A 17,211-nucleotide genomic window follows, 5' to 3' on the forward strand; every position below is an offset into this window, starting at 1 on the left:
GTTCTGCAAGCCTTTGGTGCCGGGAGCGAGACTCGAACTCGCACTCTGTCTCCAGAACCGGATTTTGAGTCCGGCGCGTCTACCAGTTCCGCCATCCCGGCTGCATCATAGCGGTGGAGTATAAGGCAGGCCGAGTTACGGCGAAACCCATTATCTCGCGGTATGGCTTCGGAGCTGATACCATCGGCGCAGCTGTTCAAGGCGCCGCGTGGATTTGCCGGCACAGGTGTTGATTCAGGATTTTCCCTTCCCCTATGCGGGTGAGCGATTTTCATTTCGAATTACCGGATGAGTTGATTGCCAGTACGCCGTTGCCTGAGCGTACGGCAAGTCGGCTGTTGGTGATCGATGCCGCCACAGGCGCGTGCCAGGATCGCCGGTTCGATGCGCTGGTCGAGTTGCTGCGCCGCGGTGATCTCCTAGTCGTCAACGATACGCGTGTGATTCCCGCGCGCCTTTATGGCGTGAAGGAGAGCGGCGGGCGAGTCGAGGTCCTACTGGAACGGTTGCTCGATGCGCACTCGGCACTGGTCCACGTGCGGGCCAATAAGGCGCCGCGGCCCGGCACGCGGCTGTGGTTGGAAGAGGCGCTCCCCGCCCTTGTTCTAGGGCGCCAGGGTGAGCTCTACCGGCTGCGCTTCGAGACCACCGAACCGCTGCTCGAACTCCTCGAACGCTACGGCCACGTGCCGTTGCCACCCTATCTGCGGCGGGCCGATACGCCGGTCGACCGGGAGCGCTACCAGACCGTGTTCGCAGCCCGACCGGGCGCGGTGGCGGCGCCCACCGCCGGGTTGCACTTCGATCAGGCGCTGTTGCAGCGGCTGGCGCAAAAAGGGGTGGCGCAGGCCCGGGTAACGCTGCATGTCGGCGCGGGTACCTTTCAGCCGTTGCGTACTGAGCGAGTGGAGCAGCATCAGATGCATGCCGAGTATCTGGAGGTCGACTCGGCTGTGTGCGCGCGTGTGGCGCAGACGCGGGCCCAGGGAGGGCGCGTAGTGGCCGTAGGCACGACCGTGGTTCGAGCTTTGGAAACCGCGGCGCGCTCCGGGGCGTTGCAACCCTATCGCGGGGAGACGGATCTTTTTATCTACCCCGGCTATCGGTTCCGGACGGTGGATGCGCTGATCACGAACTTCCATTTGCCTGGCTCCAGCCTGCTTATGCTGGTTTGCGCCTTCGCCGGACGTGAGCCGGTGCTGAGCGCATATCGTCATGCGGTGGCGGCGCGCTATCGTTTCTACAGCTACGGCGATGCGATGTTCATCCACCCGGCCCAGTCGGAGGCGCGGGCGTGAGCATGCGCTTCGAGCTACTGGGGCAGTGCGGACGTGCCCGCCACGGCCGCCTCGTCTTCGAGCGCGGGGAGGTGTATACCCCCGCGTTTATGCCGGTGGGCACCTATGGCACCGTCAAGGCCATGACCGCCGAGGAGTTGCGTGCGCTCGGCGTGGAGATCCTGCTCGCCAATACGTTTCATTTGATGCTGCGCCCGGGCACCGAGATCATCGCCGCCCACGGTGATTTGCACGCGTTCATGCACTGGGATGGGCCGATACTCACCGACTCCGGTGGCTTTCAAGTTTATAGCCTGGGCGCGATGCGCCGGGTCACGGAGCAGGGGGTGCATTTTCGCTCCCCGGTCGACGGTGCTTCTGTGTTCATGGGACCGGAGGAATCCATGGCGGTTCAGCGTGCACTCGGCGCGGATATCGTCATGGTGTTCGATGAATGCCTGGCTCATCCAGCGAGCGAATCCGCTGCACGCACTTCTATGGAATTGTCGCTGCGTTGGGCGGCGCGCAGTCATCAGGCGCATGCCGGTAATTCAGCGGCGCTGTTCGGCATCGTCCAGGGGGGGCTCTACGAACCGCTGCGAGTGGCTTCCTTGAACGCGCTTTTGGAGATCGGCTTCGATGGCTACGCGGTGGGGGGGTTAGCCGTGGGAGAGCCGACCGAGGAGCGTCTGCGCATCTTAGAGTTCTTGGATCCGCACCTGCCCGTGGCGCACCCACGCTATCTCATGGGGGTCGGCAAGCCCGAGGACATTGTCGAGGCGGTGCGCCGTGGGGTGGATCTGTTCGACTGTGTCATTCCCACGCGCAATGCCCGTAACGGTTATCTCTATACGCACGCCGGAACCTTGCGGATTCGCAACAGCTGCTATGCGCATGATACGCGGCCGGTCGATGAACAGTGCGGCTGCTATACCTGCCGGCATTACACTCGGGCTTACTTGCGCCACCTGGACCGCTGTAATGAAATCCTCGGCGCGCGGCTCAACACGCTGCATAACCTATGCTACTACCAGCAGCTGATGGACAATCTGCGCACGGCCATCAGCGAGGGACGCTTGGAGAGCCACATTCGCGAGTTCTACGCCAAACGCGAGCCTGGTATGACATAATGCCTAGCTTTCGTCACGGGCGCGTGCCCGTTCCGCCGTTTTAGCGACGAGGAGTTTACATATGGATTTTCTAATCAGCGACGCCATGGCTCAGAGCGGTCCGGCGGCGGGTCCAGGCCTCGGCGGTCTGATCTTTCCGATCGCGCTGATTGCCATCTTCTACTTCCTGCTGATCCGCCCCCAGCAAAAGCGCGCCAAGGAGCACAAGAAACTGGTGGCGAATCTGGGCAAAGGCGATGAGGTAATCACTAACGGCGGCCTGATGGGCCAGATTACCGATGTCGGTGAAGGCTATGCCGCATTGGAAATTGCCGATGGTGTCGAGGTCCGGATTCAGAAGAGCGCGGTGGCTCAGGTGCTACCCAAGGGGACCGTCAAGCAGAAGCTGAAGAAGGACGAAGTGCCCGCCGTGCTCGGTAAGGGTAAGGCCGAGGGCGGCAAAAGCAACAAGTAAGCCACCGCTGTCGGAGCAAGCATGACCAATCGCTACCCCCTATGGAAGTACCTCATCATCGCCGTGGCTTTGGTGGTGGGGCTTCTCTATGCATTACCGAACCTCTACGGCGAAGATCCCGCGCTCCAGATCACCACCAATCAGGGGGATGCACCATCGGCGCCGGTGCGCCAGCAGATCCTTGACTTGCTTGCCGATGAGGGGATTGCCGCCAAGGGCAGCGGGGTGCGCGATAACCATCTCCTGGTCCGATTCCATGATACGGAGGCCCAACTCAAGGCGGCCAACCAAGTGGGGTTGGCGCTGGGCCGGCAATACACTGTGGCGCTCAATCTGGCGCCGACCACACCCGCCTGGCTGCGTGCGATCAATGCGCAGCCCATGTATTTAGGGCTTGATCTGCGCGGCGGCGTGCATTTTCTGATGGAGGTGGATACGCAGGCCGCGATCAAGCAAGCCATGGAACGCTATGTCAACGCCTTTCGCACGCAACTGCGCGAGGAGCGCATCCGTTACTCGGAGGTGGCGTTGAACGGCCATAGCGTACAGGTCGCCTTCAAGCAGGCACCGGTGCGCGAAGCGGCTTTCCAGGCGTTGCGTAACGAATATCCGGAGCTCACTTTTAGCGCCGATGAGCACGATGGCAAGTTTCAGCTGACGGCGCTGCTGCCGCAGGGTGAAGTGCAGGAGATCGAAAACTTGGCCGTGCAGCAGAACATCACCACGCTGCGCAATCGGGTCAACGAGCTGGGGGTGGCGGAGCCGGTGATTCAGCGCCAGGGTGGGGACCACATCGTCGTGGAGCTTCCGGGTGTGCAGGATACCGCTCGAGCGAAAGATATCCTGGGGGCGACGGCCACCCTCGAGTTCCATTTGGTGAACATGAGCCACTTTCCTTATGAGGGCGAGCCGAATCAGCCGGTAGCACCGGATGACAAGGTGTATCCCGAGCGCGATGGCGGCTACGTGCTGCTCAAGCGCGATACCATCCTTACCGGTGAGTTCATTACCGACGCCCAGGCGGGCTTCGATCAACAAACCGGTGGCCCTGAGGTGACGATCCGGCTCAACGGCGCCGGTGGCAAGATGATGAATCGGTTTACCTCGGAGCACGTTAAGGACTATATGGCGGTGGTGTTCATCGAGAACCAAACCCAAACCCGTAAGGTTAATGGCGAACTCAAGCGGATACGCAGCCGCAGCGAGGAAGTGATCAACGTCGCTCAAATTCAGGAGCCACTCGGCAGCCGATTCCGGATCACGGGCCTGGACAATCCGCGCGAGTCCCACAATCTTGCCTTACTGCTGCGGGCCGGCTCATTGGCCGCACCGATCAGCATCGTAGAGGAACGCACCATCGGCCCAAGCCTCGGGCAACACAACATCGATCAGGGCTTCTTGGCCGTTTCGATCGGATTCGCCCTGGTGGTGCTGTTCATGGCACTTTACTACCGAATCTTCGGGTTGTTCGCGGACGCGGCTTTGTTCGCTAATCTGATCCTGATCATCGCCGTGCTGTCCATGCTGCAGGCTACCTTGACCCTGCCGGGGATCGCCGGCATCGTGCTGACCGTGGGTATGGCCGTGGATGCCAACGTGCTGATATTCGAGCGAATACGCGAAGAGCTGCACGCCGGCGCTACGCCTCAGACGGCGATCAATGCCGGCTATGCGAAAGCGTTGTCCACCATTACCGACGCCAATGTGACCACGTTGATTGCAGCGCTGGCGCTGTTTGCCTTTGGCACGGGGCCGGTCAAAGGTTTTGCGGTCACGCTTTGTATCGGCATCGTGACCTCTATGTTCACGGCCATCATGGGTACGCGCGCCCTGGCGAATCTCGTCTATGGTGGGCGCCGTGGTGTTCGACTGGCGATCTAACCCCGAGCGAGGGATACGATGGATCTGTTCAAACGCCAGACCCATATCAACTTCATTGGCATGCGCCGTTATGCGACGATCCTCTCCGCGATTCTGATTCTGATCGCGCTCGTATCGTTGGCGGTGCGTGGCCTCAACTTAGGTCTCGATTTTACGGGCGGCACCATAGTAGAGGTGACCTACCCCAAGCCGGCGGAGTTGCAGGACGTGCGGGCGGCGCTCGCGGTGGCCGGTTATCCGGATGCCGTTGTGCAGCATTTCGGCAGCGCCCGAGATGTGCTCATCCGTATGCCCTCCCGGCAGACGTCGAGCGCGCAGCTTGGTGATCAGATCATAACCGCGCTCAGCGGGTCCGGCGAAGCGCGGCTCAGCCGCGTTGAGTTCGTCGGGCCGCAGGTCGGCGAGCAGCTGATTGAGAAAGGCGGTTTGGCAATGCTCTATACGCTGGTGGGTGTTCTTATCTATGTTGCATTCCGCTTCGAATACCGGTTTGCGGTCAGTTCGGTTGCGGCACTGATTCACGATGTGATCATTACGATCGGGTTTTTCTCGCTGTTCCAGATCGAGTTCGATCTGACGGTCTTGGCCGCCGTGCTCGCCGTCATCGGCTACTCGCTAAATGATACGATTGTTGTGTTTGACCGTATCCGCGAGAATTTCGTGCGGATGCGTAAAGGCTCGCCAATCGAAATCGCCAATCAATCGATTAATCAGACCCTCTCCCGTACCCTGGTGACGTCGGGGACGACGCTGATCGTGGTCTTCACCCTGTATCTGATCGGTGGAGAGCTAATCGCCGGCTTCGCGCTGGCCTTACTCGTCGGTATCGTTACCGGAACCTATTCATCGGTCTACATTGCCAGTACGACGGCGCTCGCCTTAGGAGTAAGCAAGCAGGATCTGATGCCTCCAAAGAAGGAGGGGGCAGAGCTCGAAGAGCGTCTTTAGATGCGGCACATAATCCGCTAGGGTTCATTCCTCGGTTTTTGTAAAGACGGGTTTTGAGAGATTCAATTCGGGCGGTCCCCCATACGATTATGGGCTAGGCTTGCAGTGCGGGGCTGAGGTGGGGTGTTATCGTATGCAGTAGCTGCTGACACAGCCGCGGGCTGCCGGCGACCACGTTACCGGTCTCGAGATAGCGGTTGTGACCGGCAAAGTCGGTAATCATGCCGCCGGCCTCTTGGATCAACAATGCACCAGCGGCAATATCCCATTCCTTGAGACCGATTTCCCAGAAGCCATCCAGGCGGCCGCAGGCGACATAGGCCAAGTCGAGTGCGGCCGAGCCGGCCCGGCGCAGCTCACCGACCTGCGCAAAGACTGCTGTGAACATCCTCAGGTAGGCTTCGCGGTGCTCGGGTTGGCGAAAGGGGAATCCGGTTCCCAGCAAAGTTCCTGAAATGTTGGGCAGGGAGTTGACTCGGATGCGGCGGTTCTCCAAAGTGGCGCCCGCTCCACGTTTGGCGGTGAACAGTTCTTGGCGCAGCGGATCATAAATTACCCCGACCTCGAGCACGCCACGGTGTATCAGCGCGATCGAGACGGCCCAGTGCGGGAAGCCGCGCAGGAAGTTTCTCGTGCCATCGAGCGGATCGATGATCCAAACGTATTCGGCGTCGCGCTCGCCACCGAACTCTTCCCCGATCACCGCATGGCTGGGATAGGCTTTGTGCAGCACCTGTAGGATCGCTTGCTCGGCCATGCGATCGACGTCGCTGACGAAATCGTTATGGCCTTTCTCCTCGATTTTTACCCGGTCGAGGCGATCAGCGTAACGCACGATGATATTACCGGCGCTACGGGCGGCGCGCACGGCGATGTTTACCATTGGGTGCATATTAGGATGGGGCTCAAACTGTCGAAAGGTAGACGCCAAGCTAAGCATATCAGCAAAAGCTCGGCGCTTGAATCGGTGACTGCAGTTGTATGATGCGCCATGAATCCTGACAACATTCGCATCGTGCTGCTCGGCACGACTCATCCCGGCAACATCGGTTCGGCGGCCCGTGCCATGAAGACCATGGGGCTCTCCCGGCTGCACCTGGTCGCGCCCTTGTACTATCCCGATCCTCGGGCACAGGCCACGGCCGGCCATGCCGCGGATGTGCTGGGCGCAGCCCACGTCCATGCAGATCTGGCTGCGGCACTGCACGACACGCGGTTGGTTTTGGGGTTGACCGCTCGCCCGCGCCGTCTGGCGGCGGAGGCACTCGATGCTCGGTGTGGTGCGTTGCAGATTGCTGAGGCCAGTAGGGCCTATCCGGTGGCCTTGCTGTTCGGTCGCGAGGACTCCGGCCTTACCAACGCGCAGCTCTCTTACTGCCACGGGGTGGTGCACATTCCGGCCAATCCCGCTTACCCGGTGCTGAATTTGGCGGCCGCGGTGCAGATCGTCTGCTATGAACTGTTTCTAGCCGGGAGGTGTCTGGAGGGGGAGCGGGGGGAGCCGTCTGGCAGCTCAGCTGCGCCGCCGGCCCCTATGGAGGAGCTGGAGGGATTTTATTGCCACCTACAGCGAATAATGCAAGCGAGCGGCTACAGTCGGCACCGCCCCGATGCTCTGCTCATGCGACGGCTGCGGCGGTTGTTCAACCGAGCCCGCCCCGAGCGTGCCGAGCTCAATTTGCTGCGTGGAATACTTACTGCAATCGAACGTCGGCTAGGGTAACAAGAGCCTAATGGCCGTGGATGGCGCGAAGCCTTTATACTGGAGAAATGATGCATTGTGTCGGCTTCAATTATCCACTGTGTAGCGAGGGGCGTTGGGTGGCCCGTGAGGGTGGGCTGACGCCCCGAGCCTAGCGGTTTATCCCTGCATCGGTCGACACTGCGAGGCATCAGGATGTTCCAACGGCTAAGAGAAGATATCCGCTGCGTCATGGATCGTGATCCTGCGGCACGCAATGTGTTCGAGGTGATCAGCAGCTACCCGGGCGTGCACGCTTTGCTGGCGCATCGCCTCAACCATTGGCTGTGGCGGCATGGATTGCGTTGGTTGGGGCGATTTTTGTCGCTTTTTTCTCGCTGGTTCACCGGCATCGAGATTCACCCAGGTGCCTACATTGGCCGGCGCTTTTTCATCGATCACGGTATGGGAGTGGTTATCGGCGAGACAGCGGAGATCGGTAATGATTGCACGCTCTACCATGGGGTGACGCTGGGCGGGACTTCATGGGAGAAGGGCAAACGGCATCCCACGCTGGGCGATAATGTCATCATCGGTGCGGGCGCCAAGGTGCTCGGCCCGATCCACGTGGGCAATGGTGCGCGCATCGGTTCCAATGCGGTGGTGGTCAAGGACGTGCCCGAAGGCGCGACCATGATCGGCATCCCGGCGCGCGTGGCCGGCGTTCAACGGCACGGGTTGACCGCCGAAGACCGCCGCCGCGAGGAGGTGGCAAGACGCATGGGCTTCGATGCCTACGGGGCGACTCGTGGTGTCCCCGACCCCGTATCCAATGCCATTAACGCTATTTTGGATCATGTTCAAGCCACCGATCGGCGCTTGGAGGAGATTTGCAGTGCGCTGAAAACGCTCGGCGCTCATGTTGGGAACACACAGTTGCCGGACATCGAGGGCTGTCAGATCGAGGATAACGGCGAGTCGTCCGAGCAACAACCGAGCGTATCCGTTGCGCAGGGCGGTGCCGAGCGCCGCAAGCAGACGGGCGGCTGAAGCGTGGCAATGAGCGCGAGACAGCACGAGACCATTTATCTCGATTACGCAGCTACGACCCCGGTAGACCCGGAAGTCGTACGGGCGATGGCGAATTACCTCAGCGGCGACGGCGTTTTTGCCAACCCGGCCAGCGAGCATGCGCCGGGGCAGCAGGCGGCCGAGGCGCTCGCTGTGGCGCGCCTGCGTGTGGCCGCGCTGGTTGGGGCCGAGCCGGGGGAAATTGTATTTACCTCCGGAGCGACGGAGGCGAACAATCTCGCTATTGCCGGGGCGGCGCGCTGGCGCCGGCGGCACGGCCGCGGTCAGCGTATCGTGACCGTGCGCACCGAACACAAATCGGTGCTGGAGACGTGTACCGCCTTGGCCGCCGAAGGCTTCGCGGTGAGTTATCTCGATGTCGGCGCCGATGGGCGCCTTGATCCCGCGGCCCTGGATGCCGTGTTGGACGATGACACGGCTCTCGTCTCCGTGATGCATGTCAACAACGAGACCGGGGTGGTACAGGATCTGGCCGCCCTGGCTACTCGCGTGAAAGCTGTGGGCGCGTTGCTGCACGTGGACGCCGTGCAGAGTATCGGAGGCGAGCCGTTGGACGTGCGGGCATTGCCGGTGGATTTGGTCTCGCTATCGGCCCATAAGCTTTATGGGCCGAAAGGGGTCGGTGCGCTCTATATTCGACAGCGTCCGCGGGTGCGATTGTGTCCGCTATTGCACGGGGGCGGTCAAGAAGCCGGTTTACGTCCCGGCACGGTGCCTGTGCATCAAGCGGTCGGTATGGGGGTTGCCTGCGAACTTGCGGCGCAACGCCGCGCAAGTGATGCGCTGTGGCTTAAAGGCTTGCACCAGCGGCTGCGTGAGTCGCTGGCGGCGCTGGGCGGTGTAGTGCTCAATGGCCGCGAGGACGGCGCCGCGCATATACTCAACGTAAGCTTTGTCGGCATCCAGGGCGAAACTTTGGCCTACGAACTGCAGGCGGCAGATCTGGCGGTGGCTTCCGGATCGGCTTGCACGGCGGCGTTGAGTAATCGGGCGCCATCGCATGTGCTGCAAGCAATGGGGCGGCCTGCGGCACTCGCGCACGCGGCCGTGCGCTTTAGCCTGGGGCGCTCGATCACGGGCCACGAAATCGATACGGCGGTTGAGCGAATTCGGTGCCGGTTACAGTCGCTGCGTCGATTCTCGCCGCTCTGGCGCGACTGGTGCCGAGGCCGCTCGTTGCAGGCGCTTTATGAGACAGCTACGCCGCTGACGGTGCTTGAGAATTCGCCGGGAGCGCGCAAACGTGAGATCACTTAAACTCGGTTTGACGGCTGCGCCCTGGTATCATGAACGCAGTCGAGCCGGTATTCCGCCGGAGGCGGGTTGGCAGATCGGTCAAGCGGGCTCGGTACGCGAGGGCACGTGGGTGCGCTTCGGATTACGGCTGACGGGCCGGCGGATTGTCGATGCCCGCTATGAAGTGTTCGGCTGCCCAGCTGCCATCGCAGCCGCCGCATGGACGGCGCAGCGAGTGGTTGGCGCTGCTCCCGCGGCCGTTGCAAGTCTGCACGGACGCACTATTGCCGAGCTCTTGGCGCTACCGGTCGAGAAGACGGGGGTAGCCTTGGTGGTCGAGGATGCCGTACGGGCGGCCCTCGCTGCAGCCGGCCTATTGGTTGGACAGGGTATAGAGTAAGAGCGAGGTTGAGGCAATGGCGATACAAGTGACCGAAAGCGCAGCTACACATATCCGTGGTGCGCTTACCCGCCATGGTTCCGCTGTGGGACTGCGGCTTGGGATCAGGACTTCCGGCTGTTCCGGGTTTGCCTATACGGTCGGCTATGCCGAGCAGGTTGACGAGAGCGACGCCGTGTTCGAGAACCGGGGAATCAAGCTGGTGGTGGATCCAAAGAGTCTGCCGTTTTTGGACGGTATGGAAGTGGATTACGTGCGCGAGGGACTCAACGAGCGTTTCAGCTTTCGCAACCCCAATAGCAAGGCTGAGTGCGGTTGTGGGGAGAGCTTTTCGGTCTAGCTAAGATTGCCCGTGCTCCACGGTTCGCATGCCGTGGGGCAATATTTGAGATCAACCCATCCGTATTGGTCCAGCAACCTAAACAGAGGACGGATTGTACGTGCCAGTGCAACGCACCCTTTCGATTATCAAGCCCGACGCGGTTGCCAGAAATCTGCTCGGAGCTATCTGTGTTCGGTTCGAGCAGGCGGGCTTGGCCATCGTGGCCGCGCGGATGATGCACCTCACCCGCGAGCAGGCCGAAGGTTTCTACGCCATTCACCGGGAGCGCCCTTTTTTCAAGGATCTGGTCGAATTCATGCGCTCCGGGCCGATACTGGTCCTGATCCTCGAGGGAGATGAGGCGGTTCGTAAAAACCGTGAGATCATGGGGGCGACTAATCCGGCGGAGGCATTGGCCGGCACCATTCGGCACGATTATGCCGAGACGATCGATGCCAATGCGGTGCATGGCTCGGATGCGCCGGAAACCGCGCAGCAGGAAATCGAATTTTTCTTCGAGCAAGATGAGATCTTTTCGCGTAATTAAGACGGCCGAGCGCGAGGCACCCGGAAAAGCCAATCTGCTCAATTTCGATCGGCAAGCCTTGCAAGAGTGGTTGGCTCAGCTTGGCGAGCCGCCTTTTCGGGCCGTTCAGCTCATCAAGTGGATACACCAGCGCCGGGTCTTCGATTTCGATCGCATGACCGACCTCGGTAAGCCGCTGCGGGCTCGGCTTGCCGAGATAGCGGAGATCCGCCTACCAAGCGCGGTTTTCGACCGAACCTCAGCCGACGGGGTCCGCAAGTGGCTGCTCACCCTCGACGGGGATAATGCCATCGAGACGGTGTTCATCCCCGAGCCCGGCCGGGGTACGTTATGCGTTTCTTCGCAGCTGGGCTGCCCTTTGGCGTGCACATTCTGTTCGACCGGTCAGCAGGGTTTTAACCGTAACCTCACGGCCGCAGAGATCGTCGGCCAATTGCTGTTCGTCACGCAGGCCCTTGCAGCGGACGGTGTCGCTGGCCGGGTAACCAATGTGGTATTCATGGGCATGGGCGAACCGCTTGCCAATTTCGCCAGCGTGCTCAAAGCGAGCAACCTTATGGTGGACGAGCACGCCTATAATTTGTCCCGGCGGCGTGTGACGCTCAGCACTTCAGGTATTGTTCCGGCGTTGTATCGACTCGCCGAGGTGAGCCGGATCAGCCTGGCGGTATCCTTGCATGCACCCGACGACGCCCTGCGCGATGAGCTGGTGCCGATCAATCGCAAATATCCGATAGCAGAGCTCCTAGCGGCATGCCGCAACTACGTCGAGTGCACTCCGCATCATCGAATCACCTGGGAGTACGTAATGCTCGATGCGGTGAACGACACCGATGGGCATGCCCAGGCGCTGGCGCGGTTGCTGAAGGGTGTACCGTCCAAGATCAATCTCATTCCGTTTAACGCATTCCCGGGTGCGCCCTATCGCAGTTCGCCGCCCCAGCGCGTTGCGCGTTTTACCGAGATTCTGCAGCGGGCCGGCTATATTACGACGGTACGCAAGACCCGTGGAGACGACATCGACGGCGCCTGTGGGCAGTTGGTGGGCCAGGTCCGCGATCGTATGCGCCGCTTGCGTGCTCGCCCGCCACATTTGCCCATGGTACGCGCATGAGGCGATATGCGGCGGTGCTACTTACGGTGTGCAATATGGTGCTCGCGGCGGGTTGCGCGACGGACTCGAAGCCTCGGCCGAGCCCCGAGGCCTTGCAAAAGGCGTCCGAGATTAATACGCAAATCGGGATTCGCTACCTGCAGACCGGTGAGCTGCAGCAGGCGGTGCGCAAGCTGGAGAAGGCGCTCAAGCAAGACGCGGGGAACGCGGATGCCCATATGACGCTCGGGGTCGTCTACGAACGTCTCGACGAGACCGTGCAAGCACGCGCACATTACCGGCGGGCGATCGAGCTGCAGCCGAACAATTCCTCCGCTTTGAACAATTACGGCCAGTTTCTCTGCGAGCGTGATGAGTACGATCGGGCGGAGCGTTTATTTCTGCGTGCAGCCGAGAATCCGACCTACGAGTCTCCCCAGGTGCCGCTTGCCAATGCGGGGGTTTGTGCCATCCAGGATGGCGATACCAAGCGTGCCGAGGATTTCTTCCTGCGTGCTCTCAAGTATGAGCCGCGTTTCCCGTCGGCCTTGGCTCATATGGCGCAGCTGCGCTTCGACGGCCGGCATTTCTTGTCGGCTCGCGGATATTACCAACGCTACCTCGCCGTGGCCCGGCAGTCTCCGAGTACGCTTTGGCTGGGTATTCGACTCGAGCACGCGCTCGGCGACAAGGATGCCGTAGCCAGCTATAAATTGTTATTGAAGGGAAAGTTTCCCGATTCGATACAGACACGCCAGCTTCTGGAGTGGGAAGAAGATGGAAGGCTCTGAGCGCTTACATACCGCGGTGGAAATCGAATCGTTGTCCAAGGAGCGGCATGGTCCGGGACTCAGTCTGCGCCAAGCGCGCGAGCGTTGTCGGCTCAGCGTAGCCTCGATTGCCGATACACTGCATTTGGAGCCGCGTGTAATCGAAGCGTTGGAGGCCGATGACTATAGCCAGCTACCGCCGGTTACCTATGTACGCGGTTATCTCAGTGCGTACGCGAGGCTCGTGAACCTTCCGGTAGCGAATGTGCTACAGGCCTTCGAGCGTGTGGGCGGAGAGGAGCGCAGCCAGCCACTGACTTTGCATGCGGGCCGCGCCGGAAATCGCAGAATGGCCCGTTTCTCCATAGGCTCCTCCTGGCTGCTTACTTTGGCGTTCATCGCCGTGTTGATCAGTGGCTGGATGTTTTGGACGCAGGGTCAATCCACGTCAGAGGTCGCTTCCCCGGACGAGAATAATGCGGTTGATGCCGGTCCGGATACGATGCTTGACCCGAAGAGTGAGCCGGATGCAGCCGCTGCCGGGTCGGAGATTTTAGCGGCACCGACCGGAGCCGATACCGCGTTGCCGGCGCATCGTGCCGAAACCGCATCTCTCACCACGCAGCCTGCAGCGCCGCCAGGGGAACGGCTATCACGTGACCCACACATGAGCGGCGCTGAAACAGCCGGGGAAACCAGCGCCGTATCACCGACACCGCAGCGGGAAGCCCCGCTCATCCCATCGGCGAAGATCGGTACCGCCAGCATTGCGGATCACAAGCCGGCCGCACTCGCAGCCACAACGGTAGGGGTTGCCCCCGAATCGATCGCCGCGCAGCGCGCGGGAGCGTTGGAGACGCTCAAGTTCGATGCCAGCGGCAAGTCGTGGGTTACCGTTGAGGCCGCCGGTGGCCAACGACTGGTCTACGGCCTGCTCGAGCGGGGCGAGAGCCGTCGGGTAACGGGACGGCCACCCTTTAGAATCACGATTGGTGATGCAACGCAGGTGATGTTGCGCCACAACGGCACCCGGGTAGATCTTGGCCCCTACACCCACGCTAATGTGGCGCGCTTTACGCTGAGTGCTACGCACGATTAGCCGTGCGTGGCTCCGTCTACGCGCACCAAAGCGACCCGCCGAGTGCGGATTCATTGCCAAGCTGTCATCGGAGCAATATTCTGCCTCGCAAGAGGCGAGGGATGGTTACGCCGTCGCCGCTGGGAGTGAGCGAAACGGGTTAGCGTCCGGTTACTGGGAGTGGGCTGTTGGGAAAGTTGATCCAGGGCATTCGCGGTTTCAACGACATTCTTTGTGAGGCGACCCCCGTCTGGCGTTTCGTCGAGACCACCGTGTGCGAAATTCTGGACTCGTATGGCTATGAGGAGATTCGCCTGCCGGTCGTGGAGAAGACGGCCCTGTTCGCTCGCGCCATCGGCGAAGTGACCGACATCGTCGAGAAGGAGATGTACACCTTCGAGGACCGCAATGGTGAGAGCCTTACGCTGCGCCCGGAGGGGACGGCGGGTTGCGTGCGGGCCTGCATTCAGCACGGACTGCTGCATAAAGGCCAGCCACGTGTCTGGTATGGTGGCGCGATGTTCCGCTATGAGCGGCCGCAGAAGGGCCGTTATCGGCAATTTCACCAAATTGGGGCCGAGGTCTTCGGTGTGCCGGGGCCGGATATCGATGCGGAGATGATCCTCATGACCGGGCGCATGTTGCGCTCACTCGGGCTCCTCGACCTCCAACTTCAGATCAATTCGCTGGGGATTCCTGCCTCCCGTGCCGAGTATCGTGAGCGGTTGGTGAGCTATTTCCGGCGCCATCATGAGCAATTGGACGAGGAGGCGCAGCGGCGGCTGCATACCAACCCCCTGCGTATCCTGGATAGCAAGAGCCTGGCAATGCAACCGTTGATCGCTGCGGCTCCGAGCATCCTGGAGCACTTGGATGCGACCTCGCAGGCTCATATCGAGCAGATCACCGCCATTTTGGACACCGCCGGAATAGCCTATACCCTCAATCCTCGTCTGGTGCGGGGCTTGGATTACTACACTCGTACCGTGTTCGAATGGACGAGTGAGCGGCTCGGTGCCCAAGGCGCTGTCTGCGCGGGGGGGCGTTACGACGGCTTGGTCGAGCAGATCGGTGGGCCGCCTACGCCGGCGATCGGCTTTGCAGCCGGAATCGAGCGCCTCGTCACCCTGACCGCCGCGGCGGAGTGCGTACCGCCGGAACCGGCTTTGCATGCCTATCTGGTGGTCGTCGGAGAGGAGGCCGTTGCGCCGGCCTATCGATTGGTGGAACGCCTGCGCGATCACTTGCCCCGAGTGCGGTTACGGGTGAACAGTGGTGGCGGGTCGTTCAAGAGTCAATTCAAGCGGGCTGATCGCAGCGGTGCGCGGTACGCGCTTATCTTCGCGGCCGAGGAGCTCGCGACCGCGCGCGTGTCGGTCAAGGACCTGCGTGAGCGCACCGACCAAAGGCGCCTGAGCGAAGCCGAGCTTATCGAGTTGTTGGCGGAATGCATCGCCGGGTAATGCGGCTCGGTCGCGAGCAGGCCTGAAACGAGGAAACAGAGCGTGGCTGGTTATAGATCGGAAGAAGAGCAGATCGATCAGATTCGGCGCTGGTGGGGTGAGTATGGGCGGTCGGTGATCGCCGGGGTGATCATAGCGCTGGTAAGCATTTTGGGCTGGCAGCAATGGCACGGCTATCGGGACCGCCAGGAGTTGGCTGCTGCTGCAGCCTATCAAGCCTTGGTCGCTGACCTAGGAGATGGCAATACGGCAGCGGCAAAGAGCCAAGCTGAGCAGTTGCAAAGCGAGCACGAGGGCAGCGCCTATGCCGTATTGGCCGCCCTCCAGATGGCCGGCCAATATGTCAAGCAGGATGACCTGCAGGCGGCGGGTAAAGCGCTGCGCTGGGCGGTGGACCATACTCAACTGCCTGCCCTGCAGACTATCGCGCGCTTGCGCTTGGCGCGTGTGTTGCTGGGTGCCGGTGATGCCAAGGCGGCATTGCAGGTGGCACAGCCGGTACCGAAAGACGCGTTCGCCGGTCAGTTCCAGGAGCTGATCGGGGATATCCATATCGCGCAGTCTGATCAGGCGTCCGCCATCAAAGCGTATCAGGCGGCGCTGGCCGACGGGTCTAACAGTCAGCGTCACGGTCTGCTTCAGGCCAAACTCAATGATCTCGGTTCGGCAGAGTCCGCATTGTGAGGCGAGCCTTCCTGCTGACGGCGGTTCTGCTCGCTTTGACCGCTTGCACCAGCTCGAAGCTTTTGCAATCGACTCCCGCTCCGGCCGAACTGGCTGATGCCGCAACCGCGCGGGGTGTGCGGCTGGTATGGCACGCCGATGTCGGGCGTACCGATCTGGTGAGCGAGCGGCTTCGACCGAGTTCGGCTGCGGACCGCCTTTATGCGGCCGCGAGCGACGGCACTGTAACGGCACTGGCTGTGCAGGATGGGAAACAGCTCTGGCGTAAAGAACTGGATCGGCCCATCTCCGGGGGGCCGACGGTAGCCGATGACTTGGTGATCGTTGGCACGCGTAAGGGCGAGGTGTTAGGACTGGCGGCGGCCGACGGTGAGCTGTTGTGGATCTCCGGCGTGACCAGCGAGATGCTCGCACCGGCGGCCATTGGGCAAGGCGTAGTGGTCGTGCGGACCAATGATGGCCGCGTTTTCGCGCTTGATGCCAAGACGGGGGAGCGGCGCTGGATCTATGACCGCAACGTCCCGGTGCTTTCACTGCGCGGCCACGGTTCGCCGGTGCTCGTGCCGGGTGGCGTGCTCGTGGGTTTTGACAATGGTCGGGTCGCAGCGCTGAGCTTGAGGGATGGAACGCCGGCTTGGGAACAAAATATCGCGATTGCGCAGGGACGCTCCGAATTGGAGCAGATGGTCGATGTGGACGCGGACCCGGTGGTCGTGGAGGGCGCTGTATTCGCCGCCACTTATCAGGGTCGCATCGCGGGACTGAGCTTGCGCGATGGCCATATCGCCTGGGCGCGCGAGATTTCGGTGTACACTGGTATTGCGCTCGATTCGAACAATGTCTATGCCAGCGACGCAAAAGGTCGTATTTGGGCCTTCGATCGTTTCAACGGGGCCTCCGTGTGGCGCCAAGATGTGTTTCAAGGCGAACGCATGAGCGGTCCGGCCGTGTATTCGGATTACGTGGTCGTCGGCGGCTCGGACGGCTATGTGAATTGGCTTGCTGTCGACGACGGCCGGCTTGTGGCGCGGCAGGAAGTGGACGATACGCGGCTCAACGTGACTCCGCTGATCGCCGGTGACCGCATCTACGTGCAGTCGATGGGCGGTCGCCTGGTCGCCTATGAGCTCGAGGCGGGCCGCGATTGACCTCGGC

Annotated in this window: 18 protein-coding genes and 1 tRNA gene; 17 read left to right on the forward strand and 2 right to left on the reverse strand. The window is 61.4% G+C overall.

Annotation, left to right across the window (positions count from 1 at the left end; translation table 11 throughout):
• Positions 1–14 precede the first annotated feature (14 nt).
• A tRNA-Leu gene (locus tag NB231_RS00655) sits at positions 15–101 on the reverse strand.
• A gap of 153 nt (positions 102–254) precedes the next feature.
• Between NB231_RS00655 and queA the strand changes: the two genes are divergently transcribed.
• From queA to secF, 5 genes are all read left to right on the forward strand, one after another.
• On the forward strand, positions 255–1,298 hold the full coding sequence (gene queA, locus NB231_RS00660; protein ID WP_004998786.1) for a tRNA preQ1(34) S-adenosylmethionine ribosyltransferase-isomerase QueA: 1,044 nt from the start codon (positions 255–257) through the stop codon (positions 1,296–1,298).
• Between the two features lie 2 nt (positions 1,299–1,300).
• Entirely contained in the window at positions 1,301–2,407 is a 1,107-nt protein-coding gene (gene tgt, locus NB231_RS00665) for a tRNA guanosine(34) transglycosylase Tgt (protein WP_040661494.1), read from the forward strand.
• A 61-nt stretch (positions 2,408–2,468) separates the two neighbouring features.
• Complete coding sequence (gene yajC / locus NB231_RS00670) at positions 2,469–2,861, forward strand: preprotein translocase subunit YajC (protein ID WP_004998792.1); 393 nt, start codon at positions 2,469–2,471, stop codon at positions 2,859–2,861.
• A 21-nt stretch (positions 2,862–2,882) separates the two neighbouring features.
• Complete coding sequence (gene secD, locus NB231_RS00675) at positions 2,883–4,742, forward strand: protein translocase subunit SecD (RefSeq protein ID WP_004998795.1); 1,860 nt, start codon at positions 2,883–2,885, stop codon at positions 4,740–4,742.
• Between the two features lie 18 nt (positions 4,743–4,760).
• Positions 4,761–5,690 carry a protein translocase subunit SecF gene (gene secF / locus NB231_RS00680; protein ID WP_004998797.1) on the forward strand — a complete coding sequence of 310 codons (930 nt, stop codon included), beginning with the start codon at positions 4,761–4,763 and terminating at the stop codon, positions 5,688–5,690.
• Between the two features lie 94 nt (positions 5,691–5,784).
• Here the strand turns inward: secF and NB231_RS00685 are convergent, their stop codons facing one another.
• On the reverse strand, positions 5,785–6,582 hold the full coding sequence (locus NB231_RS00685; protein ID WP_040661497.1) for an inositol monophosphatase family protein: 798 nt from the start codon (positions 6,580–6,582) through the stop codon (positions 5,785–5,787).
• Positions 6,583–6,681: 99 nt separating this feature from the next.
• Here NB231_RS00685 and NB231_RS00690 point away from each other — a divergent pair, with 99 nt between their 5' ends.
• From NB231_RS00690 to bamB, 12 genes are all read left to right on the forward strand, one after another.
• Positions 6,682–7,413 (forward strand): RNA methyltransferase, encoded by a 732-nt coding sequence (locus NB231_RS00690; protein WP_004998802.1) that lies wholly within the window; start codon positions 6,682–6,684, stop codon positions 7,411–7,413.
• A gap of 174 nt (positions 7,414–7,587) precedes the next feature.
• Entirely contained in the window at positions 7,588–8,421 is an 834-nt protein-coding gene (cysE, locus tag NB231_RS00695; protein ID WP_004998804.1) for a serine O-acetyltransferase, read from the forward strand.
• A gap of 9 nt (positions 8,422–8,430) precedes the next feature.
• Positions 8,431–9,720: a cysteine desulfurase family protein gene (locus NB231_RS00700; RefSeq protein ID WP_004998806.1), complete on the forward strand. Its 1,290-nt coding sequence runs from the start codon at positions 8,431–8,433 to the stop codon at positions 9,718–9,720.
• Entirely contained in the window at positions 9,707–10,099 is a 393-nt protein-coding gene (locus NB231_RS00705; RefSeq protein WP_198007207.1) for an iron-sulfur cluster assembly scaffold protein, read from the forward strand. Before NB231_RS00700 ends, NB231_RS00705 begins: the two co-directional genes overlap by 14 nt.
• Positions 10,100–10,115: 16 nt before the next feature.
• Positions 10,116–10,439, forward strand: a complete 324-nt coding sequence (locus NB231_RS00710) for a HesB/IscA family protein (RefSeq protein ID WP_004998810.1) — start codon at positions 10,116–10,118, stop codon at positions 10,437–10,439.
• A gap of 100 nt (positions 10,440–10,539) precedes the next feature.
• The gene (gene ndk, locus NB231_RS00715) at positions 10,540–10,968 is read left to right on the forward strand and encodes a nucleoside-diphosphate kinase (protein ID WP_040661500.1); all 429 of its coding nucleotides are present in this window, start codon (positions 10,540–10,542) and stop codon (positions 10,966–10,968) included.
• On the forward strand, positions 10,946–12,082 hold the full coding sequence (locus NB231_RS00720; RefSeq protein WP_004998817.1) for a bifunctional tRNA (adenosine(37)-C2)-methyltransferase TrmG/ribosomal RNA large subunit methyltransferase RlmN: 1,137 nt from the start codon (positions 10,946–10,948) through the stop codon (positions 12,080–12,082). The genes ndk and NB231_RS00720 overlap by 23 nt, the downstream gene beginning before the upstream one ends.
• Positions 12,079–12,852 (forward strand): type IV pilus biogenesis/stability protein PilW, encoded by a 774-nt coding sequence (gene pilW, locus NB231_RS00725; protein WP_004998818.1) that lies wholly within the window; start codon positions 12,079–12,081, stop codon positions 12,850–12,852. Before NB231_RS00720 ends, pilW begins: the two co-directional genes overlap by 4 nt.
• Complete coding sequence (locus NB231_RS00730) at positions 12,839–13,930, forward strand: RodZ domain-containing protein (protein WP_004998821.1); 1,092 nt, start codon at positions 12,839–12,841, stop codon at positions 13,928–13,930. The genes pilW and NB231_RS00730 overlap by 14 nt, the downstream gene beginning before the upstream one ends.
• 167 nt (positions 13,931–14,097) lie before the next feature.
• Positions 14,098–15,372 carry a histidine--tRNA ligase gene (hisS, locus tag NB231_RS00735; protein WP_004998822.1) on the forward strand — a complete coding sequence of 425 codons (1,275 nt, stop codon included), beginning with the start codon at positions 14,098–14,100 and terminating at the stop codon, positions 15,370–15,372.
• Between the two features lie 42 nt (positions 15,373–15,414).
• Positions 15,415–16,056, forward strand: a complete 642-nt coding sequence (locus NB231_RS00740; RefSeq protein WP_004998827.1) for a YfgM family protein — start codon at positions 15,415–15,417, stop codon at positions 16,054–16,056.
• The gene (gene bamB, locus NB231_RS00745; RefSeq protein WP_004998828.1) at positions 16,053–17,204 is read left to right on the forward strand and encodes an outer membrane protein assembly factor BamB; all 1,152 of its coding nucleotides are present in this window, start codon (positions 16,053–16,055) and stop codon (positions 17,202–17,204) included. The genes NB231_RS00740 and bamB overlap by 4 nt, the downstream gene beginning before the upstream one ends.
• Positions 17,205–17,211 lie beyond the last annotated feature (7 nt).

The sequence above is a fragment of the Nitrococcus mobilis Nb-231 genome, assembly GCF_000153205.1.
In the GTDB taxonomy this organism is placed as follows: domain Bacteria; phylum Pseudomonadota; class Gammaproteobacteria; order Nitrococcales; family Nitrococcaceae; genus Nitrococcus; species Nitrococcus mobilis.